Below are 24,538 nucleotides of genomic sequence, written 5' to 3'. Positions count from 1 at the left end.
GTTTTTTTAGAGAAAGAAAGGCTTGTTTTACCCTCATTTTATAACTAAGCTGGAACTGGCGCGTCTGGAGCTTTTATTTCATAACAGCTACCGCTTCCACAATGTGGATCATTCCATGTTCCAGTAGCATAATTACATATACAATTATTAACAGGATTAGCACCTGTTGATGTTCCTCCAGTTAAATCAAAAAAGGAATGATTTCCTCCTTTAATTTGTTGTTGTTGTGTTTTATCTAATAATTTTCCAAAGTTTAAAATCGATTTTTTCATGATTTTTATGTTTTTATAATTAATATTTTGATGATTAAAAAAGTTATCTGGAAGTTAAATCCAGATAACCTGTTTTAAATTACATTATAATCTAGCACCTTCGTTATCATCACATTCTGGTAAACTATTGTCAATTAAACAAATAGGCATACGCCCACCTGTAACATGTCTTTGTTGAGTTTTGTCTAATGGTTTTCCTAAGTTTAAAATTGATTTTTTCATAATTTTTGTATGATTTAAATAATTAAATCCTTGAGCATTTTAAGACATTCAAGGTGTATGTCTATTTTTCGCGAAAAAAATATTATTGAAATAGAAGTTTGTTTGTTAAGCAACTTATTATTCATGATTTTTTTAATAGATAGGCGATTACAAATAGATGTGTAATCTTTATTTTTCATTTTATTATAGCAAGATTGATATTCATCTTTACAATAACGTTCCTTGCATAAATGAAATGTTAACCTGTTTTTTGAAAAATTTTTAAAATATTGAAGTTTGAAAAGAAATAACCAGATTACTTATTTTTTATAAGAACAAAGAAAGGAGAAACATTAGGTTTCTCCTTTTAAATTAATTTTTTAGAAATAATAAGATATGGAGGTTATTCTCTATATTCATTTAAATCTTCTTCAATAGCTTCCTCATCATAACAGCTACCGCTTCCACAATGTGGATCATTCCATGTTCCAGTTGCATAATTACATACACAATTATTAACTGGATTAGCACCTGTTGATGTTCCTCCAGTTAAATCAAAAAAGGAATGATTTCCTCCTTTAATTTGTTGTTGTTGTGTTTTATCTAATAATTTTCCAAAGTTTAAAATCGATTTTTTCATGATTTTTATGTTTTTATAATTAATATTTTGATGATTAAAAAAGTTATCTGGAAGTTAAATCCAGATAACCTGTTTTAAATTACATTATAATCTAGCACCTTCGTTATCATCACATTCTGGTAAACTATTGTCGATTAAACAAATAGGCATACGCCCACCTGTAACATGTCTTTGTTGAGTTTTGTCTAATGGTTTTCCTAAGTTTAAAATTGATTTTTTCATAATTTTTGTATGATTTAAATAATTAAACCCTTGAGCATTTAAAGACATTCAAGGTGTATGTCTATTTTTCGCGAAAAAAATATTATTGAAATGGAAGTTAGTTTGTTAAGCAACTTATTATTCATGATTTTTTTAATAGATAGGCGATTGCAACTAGATGTGTAATCTTCATTTCTTCATTTTATTATAGCAAGATTGATATTCATCTTTACAATAACGTTCCTTGCATAAATGAAATGTTAACCTGTTTTTTGAAAAATTTTTAAAATATTGAAGTTTGTATAATAATGAGTGAATTATATGGCTGTAAAAACAAACAAAGGAGAAACAATTGTTTCCCCTTTTGTTTTGTAAAAAAGATTTCTTTTTCATCACTAACTTTTTTACATTTCCCTTTTCATAACTTTTTCCCGTCGCAATTTCCCCGTAAGACGTTACATAGCAATTTTGTTTTCTTTTTCTAGCAATAATGATCAAACTTAACCAACACTATTGTTATGAGAAATAACTCTTGAAATATGTTATTTACACCCTTACGTTCATTAGATTGTAAATTGTTACCCTCTTTTTTTGAAAAAAATAAAAAAAAGAGAAAAAAGATTTAATAAAGTCAGCTATTAAAAAATATTATTTTAGGGTTAAGTTTTTGTTTTTTATTTGTTTAGGTGTTTTTATAATGAAAAAACCCAGTACTATATACTGGGTTAGAAATTTTAAATATTTAAAATATTTGTAATTTATGAGTCACAGTTGCTACAACGACGGATGTACCAATTTTTTTGCTCTCTACATTCTAATTCACCACAAATTCTTTGGCTTCCTCCGTTCACTTTTTGCTGTTCTGCTTTTTTTAATTCTTTTCCTAAGTTTAAAATTGAATTTTTCATAAAATTTATATTGTTTAATTTAAAAAAACCTCGATCATTTAAAGACACTCAAGGTTTGTGTCTGTTTTTTTATTGAATTGATTTTAAATATATCTTACTCTGTATCCTGGGTAACCATTATGTGTTTTACAAGGTTCACATTTTACGGGTTGAGGTCCGTTTGGTCCTGCTGAATCTAATATCATTTTACAAAAATCTAGTGTATGCCAACAAGGACTAATAACAGGAAACCCATCCGATAATCCTCCATTAATTTTTTTTTGCTCTTTTTTATTTAATTCTTTACCTAAGTTTAAAATTGATTTTTTCATAATTATTTGTGGTTTTTTAAAAAGACAGTATTTATAGATATTTAAGTATCTAAACTTCTCTTCTTTTTATTGAACTTATTATTGATATTTTAACTTTTTAGAAAGGATATCTTTTAAAATATCCTTTCATAACGATACTTATTCTAGAATAAGCAATGTCCTTCTATACAAAAAGCTGGACATGGAGGTAAAGTTTGATTTGAAGGATTACTACTTCCTGGACAACGGTAATATACTCCACCGTTAACACTTTTTTGTTCAGTCTTATTTAAAACTGTACCTAGTTTTAAGATTGATTTTTTCATAATTAAAAAGATTTAAAATCGATTAAATCCCCAAACATTTTAAGACACTTGAGGTTTTATGTCTATTCTTCGCGAAAAATATTTTAGTACTCAGTTAGTTCAATTTGATCGACTAACCGATTATGGTGATTGCTCTTAATTTTCATAGCTTTAATTAAAATATCTTATTCATACTTTTTTTAATTAATTTTTTGTGATTTAAAGAAAACAAGAAAAGTCTACTAAAACACAAGCTTTATATTTTTCTGGTAATTGATGATAATCGTTACAAGAATTTTCATCAAAAGAAAATGGACCAAAATAGTTTGAACAATTATTAAGACCACTTCCGTTAATTTGTTTCTGTTCTGCGTTAGTTAAAGTTTTCCCTAAGCTTATAACTGATTTTTTCATAGTAAATAAATTTAAAATTGAGTTACCCTGAATATTTAAAATACTCAGGGTTTATACTCAGTTTATATTAAAAAAGTATGTAAAAATTACATGATTAAGATGCTGTTTTGCAAGTGTAACATCCATGAATAATTACCCATGGACTTATACAGTTTACACTAGCATCAGGGTAAGAATAACAACCAGATCTTCCTCCGTTAATACTTCTCTGTTCTACTTTATTTAAAATTTTACCTGATTTTAAAATTGATTTTTTCATAATTAAGAAGGTTTATAATTAACTATACTGGTCCAGGATTAGAATCATCATCACCTCCTCCATTTCCAGGGCCAATAATTACTGTACAGATACAGTATAAAGGCTGCCAATATAATTCTTGTAATTTTGGAGAATTACAATATTCGTTACAAGGTCCAGGAAATACTTTATTTAAGCTTTTTCCTCCAGTCACTTTTTTTTGTTCTGATTTAGCTAAAGTTTTACCTAAGCTTAAGATTGATTTTTTCATAATTTTTGTATGATTTAAATAATTAAATCCTTGAGCATTTTAAGACATTCAAGGTATATGTCTACTTTTCGCGAAAAAATATTATTGAAATAGGAGTTAACTCGTTAAGCAATTTGTTTATCATAATTATTTAAAAATTAGGAAAACCGTCATAGCAATAAATTTTCTTTTCATCTCATTTTGTATAGTTAGTATACGTCTTTATAAAGACGTTCCTCAGGCAAACAAAATGTTAACCTGTTTTTTTAAAAAAAATATTTTTTATTAATAAATTTATTAAGAAGAGTTGATTTATAGTAATTTGAATAATTAAGAAAAGTGCTAGTTAAAACAAACAAAGGGGAAACATTTGTTTCCCCTTGTGTTTTGTAAAAAAGGCTTCTTTTTCAGTACTAACTTTTTTACGTTTTCCTTTTCATAACTTTTTTCCATCGTAATTTCCGCGAATAACATTCATAACAATTTATTTTCTTTTTCTAGCAATTATTGATTAAACCAAACAAAATGTATATGTTATGAGAAATAACTCTTGAAATTTGTTATTTACACCCTTATGTTCATCTTGTTTGAAATTGTTACCCTCTTTTTTTAAAAAAAATAAAAAAAAGTATAAGTAATATGGAAAAAGCTATGATATAGTGTATTGTATAGTTCATTTCAAAAGTAGGAGTTGTATCTCCGATTAAAATAAAAGACGCCCAGTAATACGGAGATTTTTCTGAAAGTGAATGAGTGTTTAAATACTTTCTTTTGGCATTGTTTAACGCTTCTGATTTGGATTGATGATCTTTTAAGTTGGTGTAAAAATCTGTCATTAACTTTGTAGTGGCCGCATCATTAACTTTCCATAAAGAAGAAACCACCGATTTAGAACCAGAATAAAAGAATCCACGAGCCAAGTTTAAAATCCCTTCTCCTTTTTTTAATTCGCCAACATTAGTTTCGCAAGCACTTAAAACAACTAAATCTGCATTGTTTTTATAAGTGTATAATTCGTGTAGATTTAAAGAATCTTTGCTAAAATGAATCACAGGTTTTTGGGAAACATCTGCATGAGTTGCTAAATGAATAATTTTAGCATTAGAGGCATTGGTGAAAAAATTATCTTTTGTAACGTCTGCACCTGTAAAGGTTGTTCCGTTTAAATTATTATTAATTGAATTGATTTCCTCTGCGGAATATTGTAATGTAGCAAGATTTTTATTCTGAAATTCAATAGGAGCAAACCCAGCAAAATCTTTTTCAGAAACTCTAGAGATGTTGTTATTTACATTTAAGAAAGACATAGAATAAGCGTAGCTAATATCAGTGTCTTCAATTAAAAATCTATTTGAAGTCGTATCAGTAATAAAAGCTTCAAAAGGAATATTCTGAAGATTATCATCTGGAATAATAACAACTTTTTTATTTTGAATTAAATTCTTTATTTCTTCACTTGGGAATAAACTATTGTACAAAGAATTTGCAATCGAATTGTATTGTTGAACTTCTTTTTTGCTATTTAAAGGTTTAGAAATAAGTTTAGAGAATATTTGTAGTTTGTTTTTTATAGCACTACTTTTTAAAGAAAAAGGAATACTATTGTTTTTGCTGATACATAAACCAATAGAAGTATCTACAGAATTTTCTTCAATATTATTTTGAATAGAGTAGGAAATAATAACAGTATGATCGTCTAAGTTTTTTTGAACCTCCTGAAGAGAAATTAAGTCCGTTTTACTTTTCAATTGAAAATATTTAGGAAAAACAGTTCGGATGGAATCTTTAAATTGTTGGTAAGAAAACCTAAGATCAAATAGAGAATCTTTTGTGGATTGAATTTCTTTGTCAACAAGTTTATATTCTAAGTTTAATATATCTTTTTTAAAGCTTTTGTCTTTATCTAAAATTACTTTAGGAAGCTCTTTATTTACATTGTTATGATCTATATTTTGAGCTAATAAAAAAGCCTTGTTTTTTTCTAAATAGTTAAAAGCAGATTGATAATCTTGTTTTAAATAATAAATATAAGCCGCGTAATTATAAATTTCAGAAGCATCTTTTCTCCATTGAAACTGAGATTCTGTATTCGTATCATTATCAAGTATAACAGAGATTAAATTGTTAAAGTTTTTGATAGAGATAATAGCTTCATTAATATATTTTTCTTTTTGATTTGATTGTTCTATTAGAGCAATTAATGCTTTTAAATTGAATTTATAAGTGATTAAAGAACTATTTTTTCTGTTGTTTTTTTGATGTAAAACATCCGGATATATTTTCTTAAACTGTTTATTATTTGAAGTGTAAAAAAAATCAAAAGCCAAATACGAGTTTTCTAAAGCTTTTTGAAATTTGTTCTTAGAATAATAATAATCACTTAAATCTAAATAAGCATTTGCTTTAGTTAATCTTGAATCCTCATAACTTAATTTTTTACAATACTCTAGACTCTTATTAAGAAAATAAATGCTACTGTCATTTTTGTTTTCTAAGTAATGTTCCCCTATATTTCTTAGTATTGTAGCAGAGTTACCAATGTTATGATTTAATGCAGCATATTTCAAAGCTTCATTATAATAATAATTGGCTTTACTAAAATTATTCATGACTTTATGGGAATAAGTATTAGCTGTGTATAGTTTAATTATGGTTATTAAATTATTATCATTCAATTTTTTTTTGTTTTTTTCAAATACAGAATCGGCTAGTTTCAAAAAAAGAAGTGATTTTTTTATATGTTTTATATTTAGAGTAAAGTTAGAGTTTAGAGAAGCATCTAATGAATGAGCAATAATACTTGTAGGTTTTCCATAACTTTTTAAAAGATTAACTCCTTTTTCATAATAAATTAAAGATTTACTATAATCTCCTTTATTGTAAAAACATTTTCCCAATAAACAAAAAGCTTGACCTTTCCTTTTTTTATCAAAGTTAAGGTTAGATGCTCGATTTAATGTTTCGATAGCTAATTCTAAATTTTTGTTTTTATAATAAAAATATCCTAATTGAAGAATTAGATGTTGATAATGAGGGTCTTTCTTTTTTAGTTTTTCTATTGTTTCTATCTCAAGTAATGAATACTTTATAGCTAAAGAAATATTTTTCTTTTTGTAAAAATATTTTACGAATGAAGATACAGTTTTTTTGAGTTCTTTTTTGTCGTTCTTTATTGAATTAATAAGACTATCAGCATATTTTTCTGATAATTCTATTTTCTTATTTTGAGTGATTTGTTTTAAAGGAGATTGTCCTTTTACCAAATTAGATAAAAGGACAATTAAAAAAAATAAAGGTATTTTCTTTAATTTAGAAAATTTCATTTTCAGAAAGGATTTTATCATTTAAATCATTATTACTATTATCATATGTGTAGTAATCATCCAAATAATAATGCGTTATATTTATTGAGTCATCACAGTTTTGAGGAGGTGTTAAATTAATATTTTTACCAACTAATAAGTCATCGTCTTTAACAATATCTGAACCATCACCATCTCTAGGATTTCGTATTTCTATATATGCCCATACTTCACAATTATTAAATGTATTTATTCTGTTTAATAAAAGAATTTTTGGTTTAGGGATATTAGGATTAAAAAACCAGCACTTTATAGCTTCATCTTTCTGTTCTCTTGTTAATTTTGAAGAAAAGCAAAATTGAATAAACTTTTCTTTTGTGTTTTCACTAGTTTCATTATTATCATCATTGTTATTTTCATCTTTTACAATAATACCATCAGTAGTAAAACTATTTTCTCTACCCATTAACTCAAGTTCTGGCTCAATAATTTCGTCTAAATTTTCATTATCATTACAGCTAAAAGCAAATATTAAAATAGAAAATACTACAGTTAACTTTAAATAATTAAATAATTTCATTGTGTTTTTGTTTTTATATATTTCCCCTTTGTTTAAAAAACATAAAATTGTTACCCGCGCAAAAGTATAAAAATTTTATTTCCCTCTATTTATTAGTTTTTTAGAGATAAAAACAAGAAGTAATAAACCTATAAATCCTAGGAAAATCCAATAAATTAAATTACTATTTTCAAAAGTAGGAGCAGTATCTCCGATTAAAATAAAAGACGCCCAGTAATACGGAGATTTTTCTGAAAGTGAATGAGTGTTTAAATACTTTCTTTTGGCATTATTTAAAGCTTCTGATTTGGATTGATGATCTTTTAAGTTACTGTAAAAATCTGTCATTAATTCTGTAGTGGCTGCATCATTAACTTTCCATAAAGAAGAAACTACCGATTTAGAACCAGAATAAAAGAATCCACGAGCTAAGTTTAAAATACCTTCTCCTTTTTTTAATTCGCCAACATTGGTTTCACAAGCACTTAAAACAACTAAATCTGCATTGTTTTTATAAGTGTATAATTCATGTAGATTTAAGGAATCTTTGCTAAAATGAATCACAGGTTTTTTGGAAACATCTGCATGAGTTGCTAAATGAATAATTTTAGCATTAGAAGCATTGGTGAAAAAACTATCTTTTGTAACATCTGTACCTGTATAGGTTGTTCCGTTTAAATTATTATTAATTGAATTGATTTCTTCTGCTGAATATTGTAATGTAGCAAGGTTTTTATTCTGGAATTCAATAGGAGCAAAACCAGCAAAATCTTTTTTAGAAACTCTAGAGATGTTGTTATTTACATTTAAGAAAGACATAGAATAAGCGTAGCTAATATCAGTGTCTTCAATTAAAAATCTATTTGAAGTCGTATCAGTAACAAAAGCTTCAAAAGGAATATTCTGAAGATTATCATCAGGAATAATCACAATTTTTTTATTTTGAATTAAATTCTTGATTTCTTCACTTGGGAATAAACTATTGTACAAAGAATTTGCAATCGTATTGTATTGTTGAATTTCTTTTTTGCTATTTAAAGGTTTAGAAATAAGTTTACGATAAACATGTAAATCCTCTTTTAATTTCTTGATATTTGCAATAGAAAAAGGAATAGTTTTATCTTTTCCGATGAGTAAACCAGAAGAAATATTAATAGCTGTGGTTTCGTTATCTTGAATAGCATAAGAAACAATTACAGTTTTATCATTTATTTGTTGTCGGACATTTTGTAAAGAAGTTAGTTTTACTTTAGCCTTACTTTCAAAATGTTGCGGATAAACTTTTTGTATAGAATCTTTAAAGTTTTGGTAAGCAAATTTTAGATCAAACAAAGAATCTTTTAGTTTTTTTGTTTCAGTATTTAAAACTTGATTTTCTAACTGTAAAATTTGCTTTTTATAACTTAATTGTTCATTAACAATATGATTCGGTAAGTTTAAAGAATAGTTATTATCATTTATACTTTGGGTAAGTAAAAAGGCTTTATTTTTCTCTAAATACTGAAACTGTAAATTATCATCATCTAATAATTTTGCTGCATATACACCATAATTATAAATTTTTGATACATCATTACGCCAAGAAAATTGTGTGCTAGCTTCTGTACTATCTTCTAAGATGATTTCTATAAGTTGATCACTAATATTAACCGTTTCAATAATCTGTGTTAAGTATTTTGAATCTTTGTTTTTTAAGTACAGTTGGTTAAGAATCCTGATTTTTGTATTTAGAGCTTTAGAAATATTTAATCTGTTATTGGTTTTTAGCAGTTGAAATTTAGTTGGAACTGTATTTTTTTTATTAAGTTGAAAACTAGCTTTTAAAGATGTGTTTATGTTTTTCAGAGATTCGAATAGGTTGTTTTTTAATAAATGATAATTAGCAATATTTCTGTGTATTTCAGTATTTAGAGGTTTGTTATTTAGTGTTCTATTTTTCTCTAGACTTTTTTGTAAGAAAAAAATAGAACTGTCACTTTGTTTAGATAAAAAAAGTTCACCTAAATTCATGTAATTTAAAGAAAGAAAAAAAATATTAGATTCTTTTTTAGATTTAGAAATTACTTTATTGTAGAAGTATCTTGCTTTTTTGAAATCGTATATTTGCTTTTTTGAATAATGATTAGCTAATCCAGTATAAACTAAATTTAGTTTATGTTGATCAATTTTGTCATCAAGTATTATTTGTTTAGCTAAATTTAAATATTTAATACCTAAATATATTTCGCTTTTAATATTAGAAAAATTACTGCTAAATGATAAGTTAATGCAATGGGTTAAGATACTTGTTTTTTTTCCATGTATTTTTAACAATTCAATCCCTTTGATTAAGTAATTAATTGATTCACTATAGTTGCCTTCTGCTCGAAGAAGTTTCCCAATTTCACATAAAGATTGAGCCGCTTTTTTAGGATAAATATTTAAGTTAGAGGATTCTTTTAATATGCTTTTGGCTTTATCTCTTTCGTTATTTAAAGCAAGGTATTTACCTAATAAATGAAGAGCATTATGATAGTCTTTATTTATGAGATTTAATTCATTTAAAATATTTAATTCAATTTTGCCATACTTTAATGCTAAATGATAATTTTGTTTTTTATAAAAGAAACGTGAAAAATTATGAGCAACTTTTGATTTTTCATAACTGATCTTTAATGTATTCAGAATACTATCTGTTTTAATTTCATTAAAATCTTTTTGAATAAGAATCTTTTCAATATTAAGATTGTTTTGCGAAAATGAAGAAAAATTCAAAAAATAAATAAGTAAGAAAAAAAATATTCTTAAATTCATATAACAAAACTATTTAGACTTAATTTTTTTGAAGAACAAAATTAAAAACAAGGAAAAAATAGCAACACTAATTAACCCCCAATAAATTAAATTACTATTTTCAAAAGTAGGAGCTGTATCTCCAATTAAAATAAAAGACGCCCAGTAATACGGAGATTTTTCTGAAAGAGAATGAGTTTTTAAATACTTTCTTTTGGCATTATTTAAAGCTTCTGATTTAGATTGATGATCTTTTAAGTTGGTGTAAAAATCTGTCATTAACTCTGTAGTGGCAGCATCATTAACTTTCCATAAAGAAGAAACCACCGATTTAGAACCAGAATAAAAGAATCCACGAGCCAAGTTTAAAATACCTTCTCCTTTTTTTAGTTCTCCAACATTGGTTTCACAAGCACTTAAAACAACTAAATCCGCATTATTTTTATAAGTGTATAATTCGTGTAGATTTAAAGAATCTTTGCTAAAATGAATCACAGGTTTTTGGGAAACATCTGCATGAGTTGCTAAATGAATAATTTTAGCATTAGAGGCATTGGTGAAAAAACTATCTTTTGTAACATCTGCACCTGTAAAGGTTGTTCCGTTTAAATTAGCATTAATTGAATTGATTTCCTCTGCGGAATATTGTAACGTAGCAAGATTTTTATTCTGGAATTCAATAGGAGCAAAACCAGCAAAATCTTTTTCAGAAACTCTAGAGATGTTGTTATTTACATTTAAGAAAGACATAGAATAAGCGTAGCTAATATCAGTGTCTTCAATTAAAAATCTATTTGAAGTTGTATCAGTAATAAAAGCTTCAAAAGGAATATTCTGAAGATTATCATCTGGAATAATAACAACTTTTTTATTTTGAATTAAATTTTTGACTTCTTCACTAGGGAATAAACTATTGTACAAAGAATTAGCAATCGTATTATATTGTTGAATTTCTTTTTTACTACTTAAAGGTTTAGAAATGAGTTGACGATAAACATGTAAATCGTCTTTTAATTTCTTGACATTTGCAATAGAAAAAGGAATGGTTTTATCTTTTGTGATGAGTAAACCAGAAGAAATATTAATAGTTGTGGTTTCGTCATCTTGAATAGCATAAGAAACAACAACAGTTTTATCATCTATTTGTTGTCGTACATTTTGTAAAGAAGTTAGTTTTACTTTGGCCTTACTTTCAAAATGTTGCGGATAAACTTTTTGTATAGAATCTTTAAAGTTTTGATAAGCAAATTTTATATCAAACAAAGAATCTTTTAGTTGTTTTGTTTCAGTGTTTGAAACTTGATTTTCTAACTGTAAAATTTGCTTTTTATAGCGTAATTCTTCATTAACAATATGATTCGGTAAGTTTAAAGAATAGTTATTATCATTTATACTTTGGGTAAGTAAAAAGGCTTTATTTTTCTCTAAATACTGAAACTGTAAATTATCATCACCTAATAATTTTGCTGCATATACACCATAATTATAAATTTTTGATACATCATTACGCCAAGAAAATTGAGTGCTAGCTTCTGTACTGTCTTCTAAGATGATTTCTATAAGTTGATCACTAATATTAACCGTTTCAATAATCTGTGTTAAGTATTTTGAATCTTTGTTTTTTAAGTACAGTTGATTTAAAACTTTAATTTTTGTGTTTAAAGCTTTGGAAATATTTAATCTGTCGGTAGTTTTTAATAATTGTATCCTTGAAGGGTAAGTGTCATTTTTATTTAAATCTAAGCTAATTTTTAAAGATGTATTTATGCTCTCTAAAGCTTTAATTAAATCGTTTTTCCAAAAAAAGTAATTGCTGATATTTCTGTGGATTTCCGAGCTTAAAATTGTATAGTTTTGATTTTTTTTAATGTTTTGATTTAAGCTTTTTTTTAGGTAGAAAATTGAACTGTCACTTTTTGTTTTTAATAAAAGTTCACCATAATTCATACTTGCAAGGGAAATAAAAAAAGGATTTTTCTCTTTTTCTGAGATTTTTAAGCTTTTTAAATAATGGTGTTTTGATTTTTGAAAATTAAATATTTGAGATTTACTATATAAATTTCCTAAAGAGTTGTTAATATTGAAAATATCTAGAAAAACAATAGAATTTGAATAGTTTTTTATTAGTGAATCTGCTTTTAATAGATAATTAACCCCATCTTTTATCTCAGAGGTATTATTACTGAAATTACAGGTTAAAGCTAGATTAATAGAATGTGTTATAATACTTTTTTTGTTGTTTAATTTTTTTAATGAGTTAATCCCTTTTTTATAGTAGTCTAATGATTTTTTTATATCACCTTTAGCTCTAAAGCAACTTCCTAGCATACACAATGATTGGGCTGATTTTTTAGGATAGATGTTTAAATTGGTTGATTTTTTCAAAGCTTCAATTGCTTTTTCATACTGCCCGTTATCATGATAATAACACCCAATTAAATGTAGTGCTATATGATATTTTTTATTTTTTAATTTGAGTTTTTCAAAATAATCTAATTCTTTATTACCATACTTTATAGCTAGTTTATTATTTCCTGTCACTCTAAAAAACCTTGAAAAATTATGATATAAATTTTTCTTATCGTTAAAGTTTTTTTCTTTTGATATTAGAGAATCAACTAGCTTGTTATCTATCTTTTTATTATAGCTTAGATTTTTTATGTCTTCTATAGATAAAGTTTCTTGAGTAAAAGATAAAGTATTAATAAATAAAGTAAAAAGGATGATTATTACTCTATCTTTCAATGAATTTATAGGTGAAATCATCCTGGTTTTTATTTTTAGTTATTTGTGGTGATTATATTTTTATTTAATAAATCTCAAAGTAGGAGTGCCAAAATCGGGATCGGTATAAGGAGTCAAGTGATAAGGAAAATGACAAGGTATTTCTGCCTCTTCTGGATCGTTAGATGATACACCTGTTGTAGTGTGATGTTTATACCTAACTTTCCAAATTTCTCCTATCGTATTAGTGCTATTTAATAAACTAATAAAAATAAATTTTTCACTTAGACATTCTCTTATTTCTTCAGAATTAGCATGCGAATTAGGATAAATATGCATATTATAATACTTGATTTGTAGAGTAGTATTATTTGATGAATAATTATTTTTATTTGAAGTTTTATTAAAATTTGTTTGAGTAAAACTAAAACAAGCAAACACTAATAAAGCTAAAATTGTTCGATTAACTAATTGTAATAATTTCATAATATTTTGTTTTTATATATATTCGTTGTCCCCTTGTTTATAAAACTTTAAAATGTTACCCGCGCAAAAGTATAAAAATTTTATTTTTGCGTATCAGATTGTAAAAATGGATAGTAGTTTATATTTAAATGCGCTAGTTGAAGGAAATTCAAGAATTATCTCAAAAATTTATAGTACTAACTTTACCCAAGTAAAACGATTTATACTTCAAAATAGAGGAGGAGTAGAAGATGCTGAAGATGTTTTCCAAAAAGCGTTGTTACAAATCGCAGTTCGTCATAAAAAAGAAGGTATAGAAATTAATAGTAGTTTCGATGCTTATTTGTTTACTGTTTGTAAAAATTTATGGCGTAGAGAATTAAATAGTAAAAAAAATAGGGTAACAAATAAGGAGGTTATTGAACTGGTAAGTGAAGCTAAAGAAAATGCAAGTGCTTTAGTGGAACAAAAACGACACGAGTTGTTTTTAGAAAAACTAAATCTAATTTCAGATAATTGTAAGAAAATACTATCACTTTTCTTTGCTAAAGTACCATATGCAGAGATTGTTGAAAGTACAGAATACAATTCTGAAACAGTAGTAAGACAACGAGTATTTAAGTGCAAAAAGAAATTAACCGACCTAATTAAAGGAGATAAAAGATATCTCACGTTACAAGAATTATGAATTTAGAAGACGATATACTAATAGAACGTTTTTTAAGAAATGAACTTTCAGAAGAAGAAAAGTTGAGTTTCTTAAAACGTTTAGAAGACGATCTCAATTTTAAAGAGCATTATCTTCTAGAAAAACAATTGTTCGAATCTTTAAATGAAGAAAGTTGGAGTTTTATTGATAATGTCGATGATGCTGAAGTTAAAGAGTACGAAGAATTATATAATAGTGCAGAAGTAAAAGCGATTCGAGAAGCAATTAAAGGAGCTGCTAAAACGAAAACGACAAATAATAGAAGTAAAGTTATAGCATTAGTTTCTGGTTTTGCTGCTGCAATTATTTTCATTTTAGCATCAAATATCTTTCTTAAAGAAACCGTAGATGCAGAAACTTTATATGCTAATCATATTCAACTAGAAAAATTACCATCATTTGTTACTAGAAGTGGAACTGAGAACTCAAAATTAGTTGATGCAGAGAAGTTGTTTAAAGCGAAACGATATGAAGATGCTCTAGCAATTTTTTCTATTGAACTAGAAGAAAATAAAAAGAGTGCTGTTTTTATTTATAAAGCACTTTCTGAAATCGAATTGAAAAAGTTCGATGAAGCCAAAAGCACTTTAAAAACATTAATTAATAGTGATTTAATAGATGCGGAAAAAGGACAATGGTATTTAGGTTTGTTATATTTAAAATCTAATAATAAAAAAGAAGCTAAGAAAGTATTCAAGAAAATAACGAAAGAGAAATTATATAAAGCAAAAGAAGCCGAAGAAATTTTAGATAAAATGTAAAAAAAAGGAGAGTTTTAAACTCTCCTTTTTTATTTATAGTATCTCCTTTGAAAGTAATATTAAATTGCATTTCAGCTTTTTATTGAGCTGGTCGTTAATTGCAATCTAATTTTTCTTTTATTGATAACTTTAAAAACCATGAAATAGTATTTTAAGCTTAACAATTTTTTTACTTTCAATTTTTTATTGTCTTAAATAGCGCAATCAATATGGGAAATAACAGATAATTTACATGCATCAGAAAGCATTGCGAATTCAGCACAAGTACCGCAGAAACTAGATGATGGCGCATAACATATATGTTCACCACAATTATTATCAATTGGTTGTGGTCCAGTAGGTCCGATAGGTCCCTGAGGTCCAATAGGAGTGTTTCCTCCTTTAATTAATTTTTGATCAGCTCTTTTCAAAACCTTTCCTAAGTCTAAAATTGTTTTTTTCATGATTGATTATAATTTAAGATTAATTTTCAACTTGCAATTTTTATAGACACGCAAGATTTGTGTCTTTTAATTATTTATATAGAATGTTTTTAAAAAGAAAGAAGTCCCTAAAAAGGAAGTTTTCTAGCAAATTTTTATGAATAGCAATACGAAAGTAAATGTAAGTTCATTTTTACTTTTAGAATATTGTTTTAATGTTAAAATAATATTTTAAAACAAGTAAATAAAGGTTAGACGATTTAAAAATAAAAAGAGCCAAAATGATAACATTTTGGCTCTAGTATTATTAATATAATGTTTATTGTAAGTCTACACTAACACATACACCAAGAAGACCAGGTCCTCTAAATTCACAAATATGCATTGGGTCACATAAACTTCCAATGTTTCTACAATATCTAATTGGTCCGAAACCACCGTTAATAGTTTTTTGTTCTACTTTGTTTAAAGCTTTACCTAGATTTAAAATTGATTTTTTCATAATATTAAAATTAAAAATAATTAAATCCTCGAACATTTTAAGACACTCAAGGTTCATGTCTATTTTCGCGATAAATATTTTTATTTTAATTCAGCAATCTTTAAGATGTAATTTGAAACTAAATTCATAGCTATTAGATTCAAGCAATTTGTAAATGAAAATATTCACTGTGAATATAAGAATAAATTTTAATAAAAAAAGAGCTGTTAAAAATAACAGCTCTCTTTTTTAAATTTTTATTTTACTACTTTTCTAGTATTTGATTAAATATTATTGGCATACACATATGAATTTATGTATGTGTCCAAATCCAAAATCTTTAAAATTCCCATCTTTAACAGATATTTCAATTCTTTTAGAATCTGCAACACAAACTTCACCAGGATTACACCCTGCATTTGAGCCTTCAGTACATTTTTTTAAAGAAGAGTAATGACATTTAGAAGAAGGACCTGCAGAAATTATTTCATCATCTCCACCTTTGACTCTGATTTGATCTGCTTTGTTTAAAGCCCTACCTAAGTTTAAAATTGATTTTTTCATAATAATTAGTGTTTTTTCTTTTTGTAAAAGCTTGAACATTTAAAGACTCTCAAGTGTAAGTCTTAAAATTTTAGCTAAAATCATATGGAATTGCAATTTCTTTATCAAATATATAAATTGAAAAATGCTTCGAAATTATTTTAAATGTTAAAAAAAACTTAAAACACAAAGCGGCTTATTTTTTAATTAATGATAATCGTAAAAAGAAAACCTTGAATATTTATCAAATATTCAAGGTTTATAGTAGGTTTTATTTATTTAATTTTATTCTGCAAGAATTCCAAAGCAACGCAAAGGAGCTGCATTTATATCACATGGAAAGTTTACAAAAACATACCTTACACCAATTAAACTAGTTGGGTCTGGAACTTCTATACAGTCGCATCCAATTAGTTCTGGAGTAGGAGAAACTCCTCCAAAAATTTCTTGTTGTTTAGTTTTATTTAAAGTTTTACCTAGATTTAAGATTGATTTTTTCATAATAATTAAGATTTAAAATGATCAAATCCTTGAACATTTATAGACACTCAAGGTTTGTGTCTTTCTTCGCGAAAAATATTTTTATAATATTTCTAAGGTTGATGTAATTAAAAAATTACTTTATTTAACATATGTATTAAGAAACATTTTAGTAATAAAAAATCATCAGTTTTATATTATCTACTATCAATTAGGCTAAACTCCATATAAAATTCAATCTTTATGAATAATTAATGAGTTTGTTTTAAAACTTAGCTTGTGGAAAGACTAAAAAGAAAAAATAATATGAATTAATAATTAATTACATAGTTTCTATACTATATAGAGTGTTAAAAAGGACAAGTTGTGAATACCTGATTTTGGCAGTGTAAAGGTAAGTTTTTGTATTCTTCACAAGGAGCACATTGAGGCGATCCTAAACTAGTTATTCCATAACAAATAGGGTAAGAAGCGCAAGTGTTACCTCCGTTAATAGTTTTTTGTTGGTTTTTGCTTAAAGTTTTACCTAGATTTAAGATTGATTTTTTCATAATAATTAAGATTTAAAATTGATTAAATCCTTGAACATTTATAGACACTCAAGGTTTGTGTCTTTCTTCGCGAAAAATATTATGAGAGATATTCGTTAAAATTATCTCGTTTGATACAATGTTGTTAAAATAAAAGATTGGATAGCAACTACAATTTTTTACTTTTTCATATGACGTAAATATAACGATAAAAACCACTAATGATATTGTTTTCATTAGTGGTTTTTTTATTTTTTTCGATGTGCTTTATTTCTAGAGTTATAACTCTTTCTTTAAAAATTTAGCAGTGTAACTTTCTTTGTGTTTTACTACTTTTTCAGGAGTTCCGGTAACAAGAATTTGTCCGCCACCTTTTCCACCTTCCATACCGACATCTATAATATGATCGGCTAATTTTATAACATCTAAATTATGTTCAATAATTAAAACGGTATTTCCTTTTTCTACAAGTTTATTTAAAACTTCCATTAAAACACGAATGTCTTCAAAATGTAAACCAGTAGTGGGCTCATCTAAAATATAAAAGGTGTTTCCTGTATCTCGTTTAGAAAGTTCGGAAGCTAGTTTAATACGTTGAGCTTCTCCACCAGATAAAGTAGTGGATTGTTGTCCGAGTGTTATATAACCAAGACCAACATCTTGAATGGTTTTTAACTTTCTGTAAATTTTAGGAATGTGTTCGAAAAAAGCAACCGCTTCATTGATCGTCATTTCTAATACATCGGAAATTGATTTTCCTTTATAACGAATTTCTAAAGTTTCTCTATTGAAACGTTTTCCTTGACAAGTTTCACATTCTACATGAACATCGGGTAAAAAGTTCATTTCAATTACGCGTAAACCACCTCCTTGGCAAGTTTCACATCTTCCACCTTTTACATTAAAACTAAAACGTCCTGGTTTATAACCACGAATTGAAGCCTCTGGTGTTTTAGCAAATAAACTACGAATTTCACTAAATACTCCTGTGTAAGTTGCAGGGTTTGAACGTGGCGTTCTACCAATTGGAGATTGATCAATATCAATTACTTTATCTACATGTTCTAATCCTTTAATGCTTTTGTAAGGCATCGGTTTTTTTACACCTCTATATATGTGTGCATTTAAAATAGGATAAAGGGTTTCGTTAATTAAAGTAGATTTTCCACTTCCTGAAACTCCAGTAACACAAATCATTTTTCCTAAAGGAAATTCTACAGAAACATTTTTTAAGTTGTTTCCAGAAGCACCTGTTAATTTTATCTTTTTTCCATTCCCTTTTCTACGTTGTTTAGGAACTTCAATAGCTTTTCGCTTTGCTATATAATCTGCAGTTAGTGTTTGTTGTTTGGTTAAATCTTCAAAAGATCCTTTACTTACAATTTCTCCACCATGTCTACCTGCACCTGGGCCAATATCTAAAACATAATCAGCATGTTTTATCATGTCTTCATCATGTTCTACAACTAAAACAGAGTTACCAACATCTCTAAGTTTTATTAAAGAATCAATTAACTTCTGATTATCACGTTGGTGTAAACCAATACTTGGTTCATCTAAAATATAAAGTACGCCTACTAGTTGAGATCCGATTTGAGTTGCTAAACGAATACGTTGCGCTTCACCACCAGATAAAGATTTTGAAGTTCGATCTAAGGTTAAATAATCTAAACCAACATCTAATAAAAACTGAATTCGAGTACGAATTTCTTTTAAAATCTCTGAAGCGATTTTTAATTGCTTAGCACTTAATTTTTCTTCAATATTAGCAAACCAATTAGCTAACTCGCTAACATCCATTTGTGCTAAATCACTGATGTTTTTATCTGTGATTTTAAAGTTTAAAGCTTCTTTTTTTAATCGTTTTCCTTCACAACTTGTACATTTTACTTCATCCATAAACCCTTTCGCCCATCTTTTGATAGATGAACTGTCGGAATTTTTATATTGATTTGTAATGAATGAAATAATTCCTTCAAAGTCGATATCGTAACTACGTGTAACTCCAGCTGTTTTAGATTGGATTTTAAAACTCTCTTTTCCTCCATTTAAAATTACATCTAATGCTTCTTCTGGAATTTTATGAATAGGGTCTGTAAGTTTAAACTTGTAGCGTTCTGCAATATTCTGAAGTTGTTTAAAAATCCAACTGTTTTTTTGTTCACCTAATGGAACAATTCCTCCATTTTTAATGGAAATAGAATCGTCAGGTATTACTTTTTTAAGATTAACTTCGTTGTTAATACCAAGTCCGTTACATTTTTTACAAGCTCCTTTTGGGGAGTTAAAAGAAAAAGTATTTGGTTCTGGATTTGGGTATGCAATTCCAGTAGTAGGACACATCAACTCTCTACTAAAATATCTTGGTTTTACATTATCAACATCAATAACCATTAAAATATTATTTCCTGTATATAGAGCAGTTTTAATGGTTTCTTCTAATCTTTTTTCAGCTTCATTATTAACAACAAGTCGATCTATAACTACTTCTATATCGTGAGTTTTATAACGATCGAGTTTCATGCCTTTTTCTATTTCTCTGATTTCTCCATCAACACGAACTCTAACAAAACCTTGTTTAGATATTTGTTCAAACAATTCACGATAATGTCCTTTTCTAGATTTAATCAAGGGAGCAAGAACAGCAATTCGTTTATTCTCAAAATCTTTTAGAATTAATTCCTTGATTTGATCATCAGAATAACTAACCATTTTTTCTCCTGTATTATAAGAGTATGCGTCTGAAGCTCTCGAGAATAAAAGACGTAAGAAATCATAAATTTCTGTAATTGTTCCAACGGTAGAACGCGGACTTTTATTTGTGGTCTTTTGTTCTATGGAAATTACAGGAGATAAGCCATCAATTTTATCAACATCAGGTCGTTCTAATCCGCCTAAGAATTGTCGTGCATAGGCAGAAAATGTTTCAATGTATCTTCGTTGTCCTTCAGCATAAATGGTATCAAAAGCTAATGAAGATTTTCCACTACCGCTTAAACCAGTGATTACTACGAGTTTTTCACGAGGAATTTTAATATCTATATTCTTTAAGTTATGAGCTCTGGCTCCGTAAACTTCAATGAATTCTTGTTCTTTCAAAGTAATATATTTGACAAAGAGCAAATTTACTGAATACATTCTGATTTTTAAATTGATATTGATAACAAATAAAATTCGATGTATCTTGCGTTAAATTATAAATGTAATGGTTGATTCAATACGACATTTTTTTGAACGAAATGGTTTTGATGTGTCTTCTAGATTAGGAGACAGACTAGGAATGCGAGTGGTAAATGTGCGTTTGTTTTTTATTTACTTTTCATTTGTAACCGTAGGATTATCTTTTGGATTATATTTAATTTTAGCTTTCATTTTAAAACTAAAAGATAAAATATACACTAAGCGAACTTCTGTTTTTGATTTATGATTCGAATAGTTTTAAAATCTCGTCTTTATAAAGCTTTCTTTTTTACAGGATTGATTTTCTCTATCGGAGTTTTAGGATATTTATTCCTTTTTAATTATTCTTTCATCGATGCTTTCTACATGACTGTAATAACAGTTACAACTGTTGGGTTTGGAGAAGTTCATCCATTTTCTACAGAAGAAAAAGTATTTACCACATTTTTAATTTTATCGAGTTTATTTACTTTTGGATACGCAGTATCTTCTTTTTCTGAATATTTAATAAGTGGCGATTTTTTTCAACAACTAAAAATAAAAAGAGTGCAAAAACAAATTGAACAATTAGAAGGGCATACGATTGTCTGTGGTTTTGGAAGAAATGGAAAGCAGGCTTTAGCAAAACTAAAAAGTTATAAGAGAAAGGTTGTTATTATTGAAAAAGATAAAGAGCTTATTAAACATTTAGATGAAAACCGTGTTTTAAATGTAGAAGGAGATGCAACTTCAGACGAAACTTTACTTAAAGCAGGAATAAAAAAAGCGAAGTATTTAATAACAGCATTACCTTCAGATGCAGATAATTTGTTTGTCGTTTTAACTGCAAGTCAATTAAATAAAGAATGTAAGATTATTAGTAGAGCGTCCAAAGAAACTACATATAGTAAACTGAAAATCGCAGGAGCTCATAATGTAATAATGCCAGATAAACTGGGAGGAGCACATATGGCTTCTTTAGTGGTAACTCCAGATGTTATTGAATTTGTAGATCGATTAACAATTGAAGGCGATACAACAGCAAACTTAGAAGAAATTGCTATAAATGATTTACCTAAAGAATATTTAAATAAAACAATCTTAGATTTAGATCTTAGAAAAAAAACAGGTTGTACTGTAATAGGCTATAAAACTTTAAAAAACGAATACATAATAAATCCAGATGCTTCTTTAAAGTTAGAAACAGATGGGAATTTAATTGTATTAGGAAGACCTGAACAAATTAATAAGTTAAGAGCGCTATTTTAACTCATAAAAAAATCATTATTTCTTTTTGATTAAAGCAATAAAAAATAGTTTTAACGAGAAAAACTTGTTAAAAGTTCAGTTTTTTAAGATATTGCGAGCTACTAATTCAACAAAACTATTATTTACACATGATGAATAAAAAACTAACGGCATTACTATTGGGGTTGATGCCGATGCTAACTTTCGCCCAGGAGAAAGGTTTAGATCAAAAAATAGATGAGGCGTTTCAACCAATTTCTAATTTCTTTAGTGAAGTAATTTTCTTTCCTGTTTGGAAAGATCCTAATATTCCATTCGTATTAGTACTATTAGTTTTTAGTGCAGCGTTTTTTACAATTTATTTTGGTTTTCCAAATATTCGTCACTTTCTAACTTCTATAAATGTAGTAAGAGGAAAATATGACGATTTAGATAAAGCTGTGGTTGAAACAGCTTATGGTGATTCAACTCCAGGAGGAGATTCTATAGAAACGATTAGAGATGAAAGTAAAGAAGGAGAGGTAACTCACTTCCAAGCTCTAGCAACTGCAGTATCAGGAACTGTGGGTAATGGAAATATTGCTGGTGTTGCATTAGCAATCGCTTTGGGTGGTCCAGGTGCTACATTTTGGATGATCGTTTGTGGTTTGTTAGGAATGTCAACAAAGTTTGTTGAATGTACTTTAGGTGTACAGTATAGAGATGTAGATGAAGAAGGTACTGTTTACGGAGGACCTATGTATTACCTTTCGAAAGGTTTAAAAGAGAGAGGTTTTGAAATGTTAGGTAAAATTTCAGCTGTATTATTTGCGATTTTCTGTATTGGAGGTTCTTTTGGTGGAGGTAATGCCGCACAATCGAATCAAGCAACAGTAGTAATTAAAGATTTATTAGGATTACAGAGTACTAGTGCAGGAGCAATTATTGGTTTAGTATTAGCTTTTGTTGTTGGTATCATTATTATTGGAGGTATTAAACGTATTGCTACTGTAACAGAAAAAGTTGTTCCTCTTATGGCTGTAGTTTATATTCTTGCATGTTTATATATTATTTTTAGTAACTTCTCTTTAGTTGATGATGCGTTTGGATTGATTTTTAGCGAAGCATTCAGTCCTAAATCTATAGCAGTTGGAGGTTTTATAGGAGTTTTATTGCAAGGATTTAAAAGAGCGGCTTTCTCAAATGAAGCAGGAGCAGGTTCAGCTTCTATTGCACACTCTGCAGTAAAAACTAAATATTCTGCATCTGAAGGTTTAGTAGCATTATTAGAACCATTTATTGATACGGTTGTAATTTGTACAATGACTGCTTTAGTAATTATTATATTTAATACAGGTGGAGTATTCGAATATGGAGGAGATGGAACTGGAGCTGTATTAATTGATGGAGTAGCCTATGAAGGTGCAGGGATTACATCTAAAGCTTTCGCAGAATATATTCCTTATTCTAATGTTTTCTTAACTGTCGCAGTAGTATTATTTGCTGTATCAACTATGATTTCTTGGTCTTACTATGGATTACAATCTTGGAAATTCTTATTTGGTAGGGGAAAGAAAGCTGATTTAACATACAAGGTTTTATTCTTAACTTTCGTAGTAATTGGAGCAGCTGCAAGTATGGGATCTATTTGGGCATTCTCAGATGCAATGATCTTTGCAATGGTATTCCCTAATATGGTAGGATTATATTTCTTAATGCCTGTTGTTAAGAAACAATTAAAAAGATATTTAGACGCTATCAAAGGATAGTGAATAAAATTATCATATGAAAAATTTCAAATCCCATTTCTGGTATTCTAAAAGCCAAAGAAATGGGATTTTATTTTTGGCTTTATTAATCATATTATTTCAATTATTATACTTTTTTATTGATGTCTCTCCTGAATCAGAACTTCCAATAAATACAGAAGAGATAGTAAGGTTACAGTCAGAAATAGATAGTTTAAGAAAAGAAAAAGAAGAGAGACTTAATAAAATCTATCCGTTTAATCCAAATTATATCTCAGATTTTAAAGGAGAAAAATTAGGTATGTCTTTACAAGAAATTGATAGATTACATGCATTTCGTAAACAGAATAAGTTTGTGAATTCTGCATCAGAATTTCAAAGTGTTACTAAAGTTTCTGATAGTCTATTAAATGTAATTTCACCATACTTTAAATTTCCAGATTGGGTTGTTAAAAAGCAAAAACACAAATCAAAACAAACTTTAACTACATCTGTTATTGTTGAAGATAATGAGACTGCAGAGAAAGAGATTTCTACAAACGATATCAATAAAGCTAATGTTAATGATTTTACTATTGTAAATGGAGTAGGAGAAGTAATTTCTAAAAGAATTATTAAGTATCGTTCTAAATTAAAAGGATTTAGTTTTAAAGATCAACTTTATGAAATTTGGGGTTTAGAAAAAGAACTTGCTGATGAAATATTAAAAACTTTTATAATTAAAGAAAAACCTAACATTGAGAAAATCAATGTTAACACTGCGTCTTTTAAGGAAATACTCAATTTACCTTATATAGATTATAACTTGTGCAAGAAGATTTTTGATTATCGAGACGAGGTTGCTGAACTTCAAGATATAAAAGAATTAAGAAATATTAAAGATTTCCCTCAAAACAAATACGACAGAATAGTCTTATATTTGAAAGCAGAATAACAA

Annotated in this window: 27 protein-coding genes; 6 read left to right on the top strand and 21 right to left on the bottom strand. The window is 27.4% G+C overall.

Features of this window, described 5'->3' with window-relative positions; all coding sequences use genetic code 11:
• Positions 1 to 44 precede the first annotated feature (44 nt).
• The 15 genes from Q1A46_RS05205 to Q1A46_RS05135 all read right to left on the bottom strand — a co-directional run bounded on the left by Q1A46_RS05205 (position 45) and on the right by Q1A46_RS05135 (position 13,562).
• Positions 45 to 272 (bottom strand): hypothetical protein, encoded by a 228-nt coding sequence (locus Q1A46_RS05205; protein ID WP_299674859.1) that lies wholly within the window; start codon positions 270 to 272, stop codon positions 45 to 47.
• A gap of 84 nt (positions 273 to 356) precedes the next feature.
• Positions 357 to 494, bottom strand: a complete 138-nt coding sequence (locus tag Q1A46_RS05200; protein WP_299674853.1) for a hypothetical protein — start codon at positions 492 to 494, stop codon at positions 357 to 359.
• A gap of 382 nt (positions 495 to 876) precedes the next feature.
• Positions 877 to 1,113 carry a hypothetical protein gene (locus tag Q1A46_RS05195; RefSeq protein WP_299674856.1) on the bottom strand — a complete coding sequence of 79 codons (237 nt, stop codon included), beginning with the start codon at positions 1,111 to 1,113 and terminating at the stop codon, positions 877 to 879.
• Between the two features lie 84 nt (positions 1,114 to 1,197).
• Positions 1,198 to 1,335, bottom strand: a complete 138-nt coding sequence (locus Q1A46_RS05190) for a hypothetical protein (RefSeq protein WP_299674853.1) — start codon at positions 1,333 to 1,335, stop codon at positions 1,198 to 1,200.
• 737 nt (positions 1,336 to 2,072) lie between these two features.
• Positions 2,073 to 2,222, bottom strand: coding sequence for a hypothetical protein (locus tag Q1A46_RS05185; RefSeq protein WP_299674850.1), 150 nt, complete (start codon positions 2,220 to 2,222; stop codon positions 2,073 to 2,075).
• Between the two features lie 83 nt (positions 2,223 to 2,305).
• Positions 2,306 to 2,533: a hypothetical protein gene (locus Q1A46_RS05180; RefSeq protein ID WP_299674847.1), complete on the bottom strand. Its 228-nt coding sequence runs from the start codon at positions 2,531 to 2,533 to the stop codon at positions 2,306 to 2,308.
• Between the two features lie 143 nt (positions 2,534 to 2,676).
• Positions 2,677 to 2,838 carry a hypothetical protein gene (locus Q1A46_RS05175; protein WP_299674844.1) on the bottom strand — a complete coding sequence of 54 codons (162 nt, stop codon included), beginning with the start codon at positions 2,836 to 2,838 and terminating at the stop codon, positions 2,677 to 2,679.
• A gap of 198 nt (positions 2,839 to 3,036) precedes the next feature.
• A complete protein-coding gene (locus tag Q1A46_RS05170; RefSeq protein ID WP_299674842.1) occupies positions 3,037 to 3,231 on the bottom strand; it encodes a hypothetical protein in 195 nt (64 codons plus the stop codon).
• 94 nt (positions 3,232 to 3,325) lie between these two features.
• On the bottom strand, positions 3,326 to 3,490 hold the full coding sequence (locus Q1A46_RS05165) for a hypothetical protein (RefSeq protein ID WP_299674840.1): 165 nt from the start codon (positions 3,488 to 3,490) through the stop codon (positions 3,326 to 3,328).
• A gap of 22 nt (positions 3,491 to 3,512) precedes the next feature.
• Positions 3,513 to 3,740 (bottom strand): hypothetical protein, encoded by a 228-nt coding sequence (locus tag Q1A46_RS05160; protein ID WP_299674837.1) that lies wholly within the window; start codon positions 3,738 to 3,740, stop codon positions 3,513 to 3,515.
• Between the two features lie 575 nt (positions 3,741 to 4,315).
• Positions 4,316 to 7,042 carry a CHAT domain-containing tetratricopeptide repeat protein gene (locus tag Q1A46_RS05155; protein ID WP_299674835.1) on the bottom strand — a complete coding sequence of 909 codons (2,727 nt, stop codon included), beginning with the start codon at positions 7,040 to 7,042 and terminating at the stop codon, positions 4,316 to 4,318.
• Complete coding sequence (locus Q1A46_RS05150; protein WP_299674831.1) at positions 7,029 to 7,601, bottom strand: hypothetical protein; 573 nt, start codon at positions 7,599 to 7,601, stop codon at positions 7,029 to 7,031. The genes Q1A46_RS05155 and Q1A46_RS05150 overlap by 14 nt, the downstream gene beginning before the upstream one ends.
• A 75-nt stretch (positions 7,602 to 7,676) precedes the next feature.
• Positions 7,677 to 10,373, bottom strand: coding sequence for a CHAT domain-containing protein (locus tag Q1A46_RS05145; RefSeq protein ID WP_299674828.1), 2,697 nt, complete (start codon positions 10,371 to 10,373; stop codon positions 7,677 to 7,679).
• A 9-nt stretch (positions 10,374 to 10,382) separates the two neighbouring features.
• Complete coding sequence (locus Q1A46_RS05140; protein ID WP_299674825.1) at positions 10,383 to 13,118, bottom strand: CHAT domain-containing protein; 2,736 nt, start codon at positions 13,116 to 13,118, stop codon at positions 10,383 to 10,385.
• 39 nt (positions 13,119 to 13,157) lie between these two features.
• The gene (locus tag Q1A46_RS05135) at positions 13,158 to 13,562 is read right to left on the bottom strand and encodes a hypothetical protein (protein WP_299674822.1); all 405 of its coding nucleotides are present in this window, start codon (positions 13,560 to 13,562) and stop codon (positions 13,158 to 13,160) included.
• A gap of 106 nt (positions 13,563 to 13,668) precedes the next feature.
• Here Q1A46_RS05135 and Q1A46_RS05130 point away from each other — a divergent pair, with 106 nt between their 5' ends.
• Positions 13,669 to 14,229 carry an RNA polymerase sigma factor gene (locus tag Q1A46_RS05130; RefSeq protein WP_299674819.1) on the top strand — a complete coding sequence of 187 codons (561 nt, stop codon included), beginning with the start codon at positions 13,669 to 13,671 and terminating at the stop codon, positions 14,227 to 14,229.
• A complete protein-coding gene (locus tag Q1A46_RS05125) occupies positions 14,226 to 15,011 on the top strand; it encodes a tetratricopeptide repeat protein (RefSeq protein ID WP_299674816.1) in 786 nt (261 codons plus the stop codon). Before Q1A46_RS05130 ends, Q1A46_RS05125 begins: the two co-directional genes overlap by 4 nt.
• A gap of 191 nt (positions 15,012 to 15,202) precedes the next feature.
• On the opposite strand, the gene Q1A46_RS05120 is transcribed toward Q1A46_RS05125, so the two are convergent.
• From Q1A46_RS05120 to uvrA, 6 genes are all read right to left on the bottom strand, one after another.
• Positions 15,203 to 15,454, bottom strand: coding sequence for a hypothetical protein (locus Q1A46_RS05120; RefSeq protein ID WP_299674813.1), 252 nt, complete (start codon positions 15,452 to 15,454; stop codon positions 15,203 to 15,205).
• Positions 15,455 to 15,752: 298 nt separating this feature from the next.
• On the bottom strand, positions 15,753 to 15,935 hold the full coding sequence (locus Q1A46_RS05115; RefSeq protein ID WP_299674810.1) for a hypothetical protein: 183 nt from the start codon (positions 15,933 to 15,935) through the stop codon (positions 15,753 to 15,755).
• Positions 15,936 to 16,205: 270 nt separating this feature from the next.
• A complete protein-coding gene (locus tag Q1A46_RS05110) occupies positions 16,206 to 16,478 on the bottom strand; it encodes a hypothetical protein (protein WP_299674807.1) in 273 nt (90 codons plus the stop codon).
• Between the two features lie 264 nt (positions 16,479 to 16,742).
• On the bottom strand, positions 16,743 to 16,958 hold the full coding sequence (locus tag Q1A46_RS05105) for a hypothetical protein (protein WP_299674804.1): 216 nt from the start codon (positions 16,956 to 16,958) through the stop codon (positions 16,743 to 16,745).
• Between the two features lie 329 nt (positions 16,959 to 17,287).
• Positions 17,288 to 17,488, bottom strand: a complete 201-nt coding sequence (locus Q1A46_RS05100) for a hypothetical protein (protein ID WP_299674803.1) — start codon at positions 17,486 to 17,488, stop codon at positions 17,288 to 17,290.
• A gap of 258 nt (positions 17,489 to 17,746) precedes the next feature.
• Complete coding sequence (gene uvrA / locus Q1A46_RS05095; protein ID WP_299674800.1) at positions 17,747 to 20,566, bottom strand: excinuclease ABC subunit UvrA; 2,820 nt, start codon at positions 20,564 to 20,566, stop codon at positions 17,747 to 17,749.
• 106 nt (positions 20,567 to 20,672) lie between these two features.
• On the opposite strand from uvrA, the gene Q1A46_RS05090 reads away from it, so the two are divergent.
• From Q1A46_RS05090 to Q1A46_RS05075, 4 genes are all read left to right on the top strand, one after another.
• Complete coding sequence (locus tag Q1A46_RS05090; RefSeq protein WP_095070375.1) at positions 20,673 to 20,894, top strand: PspC family transcriptional regulator; 222 nt, start codon at positions 20,673 to 20,675, stop codon at positions 20,892 to 20,894.
• Positions 20,891 to 21,895, top strand: coding sequence for a TrkA family potassium uptake protein (locus Q1A46_RS05085; RefSeq protein ID WP_299674794.1), 1,005 nt, complete (start codon positions 20,891 to 20,893; stop codon positions 21,893 to 21,895). Before Q1A46_RS05090 ends, Q1A46_RS05085 begins: the two co-directional genes overlap by 4 nt.
• A 131-nt stretch (positions 21,896 to 22,026) precedes the next feature.
• Positions 22,027 to 23,622: a sodium:alanine symporter family protein gene (locus Q1A46_RS05080; RefSeq protein ID WP_299675221.1), complete on the top strand. Its 1,596-nt coding sequence runs from the start codon at positions 22,027 to 22,029 to the stop codon at positions 23,620 to 23,622.
• Between the two features lie 16 nt (positions 23,623 to 23,638).
• Positions 23,639 to 24,535, top strand: coding sequence for a helix-hairpin-helix domain-containing protein (locus Q1A46_RS05075; RefSeq protein WP_299674791.1), 897 nt, complete (start codon positions 23,639 to 23,641; stop codon positions 24,533 to 24,535).
• Positions 24,536 to 24,538: the final 3 nt, after the last annotated feature.

This window comes from uncultured Tenacibaculum sp., from assembly GCF_947502995.1.
GTDB lineage: Bacteria > Bacteroidota > Bacteroidia > Flavobacteriales > Flavobacteriaceae > Polaribacter.
This window is presented reverse-complemented; position numbering and strand designations above follow the sequence as displayed.

Bases quoted from the DNA above. Each gene is read 5' to 3' on its own strand.
- Q1A46_RS05105 (WP_299674804.1), bottom strand. From the start codon at position 16,958: ATGAAAAAATCAATCTTAAATCTAGGTAAAACTTTAAATAAAACTAAA.
- Q1A46_RS05145 (WP_299674828.1), bottom strand. From the start codon at position 10,373: ATGAATTTAAGAATATTTTTTTTCTTACTTATTTATTTTTTGAATTTT.
- Q1A46_RS05115 (WP_299674810.1), bottom strand. From the start codon at position 15,935: ATGAAAAAATCAATTTTAAATCTAGGTAAAGCTTTAAACAAAGTAGAA.
- Q1A46_RS05140 (WP_299674825.1), bottom strand. From the start codon at position 13,118: ATGATTTCACCTATAAATTCATTGAAAGATAGAGTAATAATCATCCTT.
- Q1A46_RS05175 (WP_299674844.1), bottom strand. From the start codon at position 2,838: ATGAAAAAATCAATCTTAAAACTAGGTACAGTTTTAAATAAGACTGAA.
- Q1A46_RS05110 (WP_299674807.1), bottom strand. From the start codon at position 16,478: ATGAAAAAATCAATTTTAAACTTAGGTAGGGCTTTAAACAAAGCAGAT.
- Q1A46_RS05120 (WP_299674813.1), bottom strand. From the start codon at position 15,454: ATGAAAAAAACAATTTTAGACTTAGGAAAGGTTTTGAAAAGAGCTGAT.
- Q1A46_RS05130 (WP_299674819.1), top strand. From the start codon at position 13,669: ATGGATAGTAGTTTATATTTAAATGCGCTAGTTGAAGGAAATTCAAGA.
- Q1A46_RS05090 (WP_095070375.1), top strand. From the start codon at position 20,673: ATGGTTGATTCAATACGACATTTTTTTGAACGAAATGGTTTTGATGTG.
- Q1A46_RS05170 (WP_299674842.1), bottom strand. From the start codon at position 3,231: ATGAAAAAATCAGTTATAAGCTTAGGGAAAACTTTAACTAACGCAGAA.
- Q1A46_RS05125 (WP_299674816.1), top strand. From the start codon at position 14,226: ATGAATTTAGAAGACGATATACTAATAGAACGTTTTTTAAGAAATGAA.
- Q1A46_RS05080 (WP_299675221.1), top strand. From the start codon at position 22,027: ATGAATAAAAAACTAACGGCATTACTATTGGGGTTGATGCCGATGCTA.
- Q1A46_RS05075 (WP_299674791.1), top strand. From the start codon at position 23,639: ATGAAAAATTTCAAATCCCATTTCTGGTATTCTAAAAGCCAAAGAAAT.
- Q1A46_RS05155 (WP_299674835.1), bottom strand. From the start codon at position 7,042: ATGAAATTTTCTAAATTAAAGAAAATACCTTTATTTTTTTTAATTGTC.
- Q1A46_RS05085 (WP_299674794.1), top strand. From the start codon at position 20,891: ATGATTCGAATAGTTTTAAAATCTCGTCTTTATAAAGCTTTCTTTTTT.
- Q1A46_RS05190 (WP_299674853.1), bottom strand. From the start codon at position 1,335: ATGAAAAAATCAATTTTAAACTTAGGAAAACCATTAGACAAAACTCAA.
- Q1A46_RS05165 (WP_299674840.1), bottom strand. From the start codon at position 3,490: ATGAAAAAATCAATTTTAAAATCAGGTAAAATTTTAAATAAAGTAGAA.
- Q1A46_RS05195 (WP_299674856.1), bottom strand. From the start codon at position 1,113: ATGAAAAAATCGATTTTAAACTTTGGAAAATTATTAGATAAAACACAA.
- Q1A46_RS05135 (WP_299674822.1), bottom strand. From the start codon at position 13,562: ATGAAATTATTACAATTAGTTAATCGAACAATTTTAGCTTTATTAGTG.
- Q1A46_RS05150 (WP_299674831.1), bottom strand. From the start codon at position 7,601: ATGAAATTATTTAATTATTTAAAGTTAACTGTAGTATTTTCTATTTTA.
- Q1A46_RS05160 (WP_299674837.1), bottom strand. From the start codon at position 3,740: ATGAAAAAATCAATCTTAAGCTTAGGTAAAACTTTAGCTAAATCAGAA.
- Q1A46_RS05205 (WP_299674859.1), bottom strand. From the start codon at position 272: ATGAAAAAATCGATTTTAAACTTTGGAAAATTATTAGATAAAACACAA.
- Q1A46_RS05200 (WP_299674853.1), bottom strand. From the start codon at position 494: ATGAAAAAATCAATTTTAAACTTAGGAAAACCATTAGACAAAACTCAA.
- Q1A46_RS05180 (WP_299674847.1), bottom strand. From the start codon at position 2,533: ATGAAAAAATCAATTTTAAACTTAGGTAAAGAATTAAATAAAAAAGAG.
- Q1A46_RS05185 (WP_299674850.1), bottom strand. From the start codon at position 2,222: ATGAAAAATTCAATTTTAAACTTAGGAAAAGAATTAAAAAAAGCAGAA.
- Q1A46_RS05100 (WP_299674803.1), bottom strand. From the start codon at position 17,488: ATGAAAAAATCAATCTTAAATCTAGGTAAAACTTTAAGCAAAAACCAA.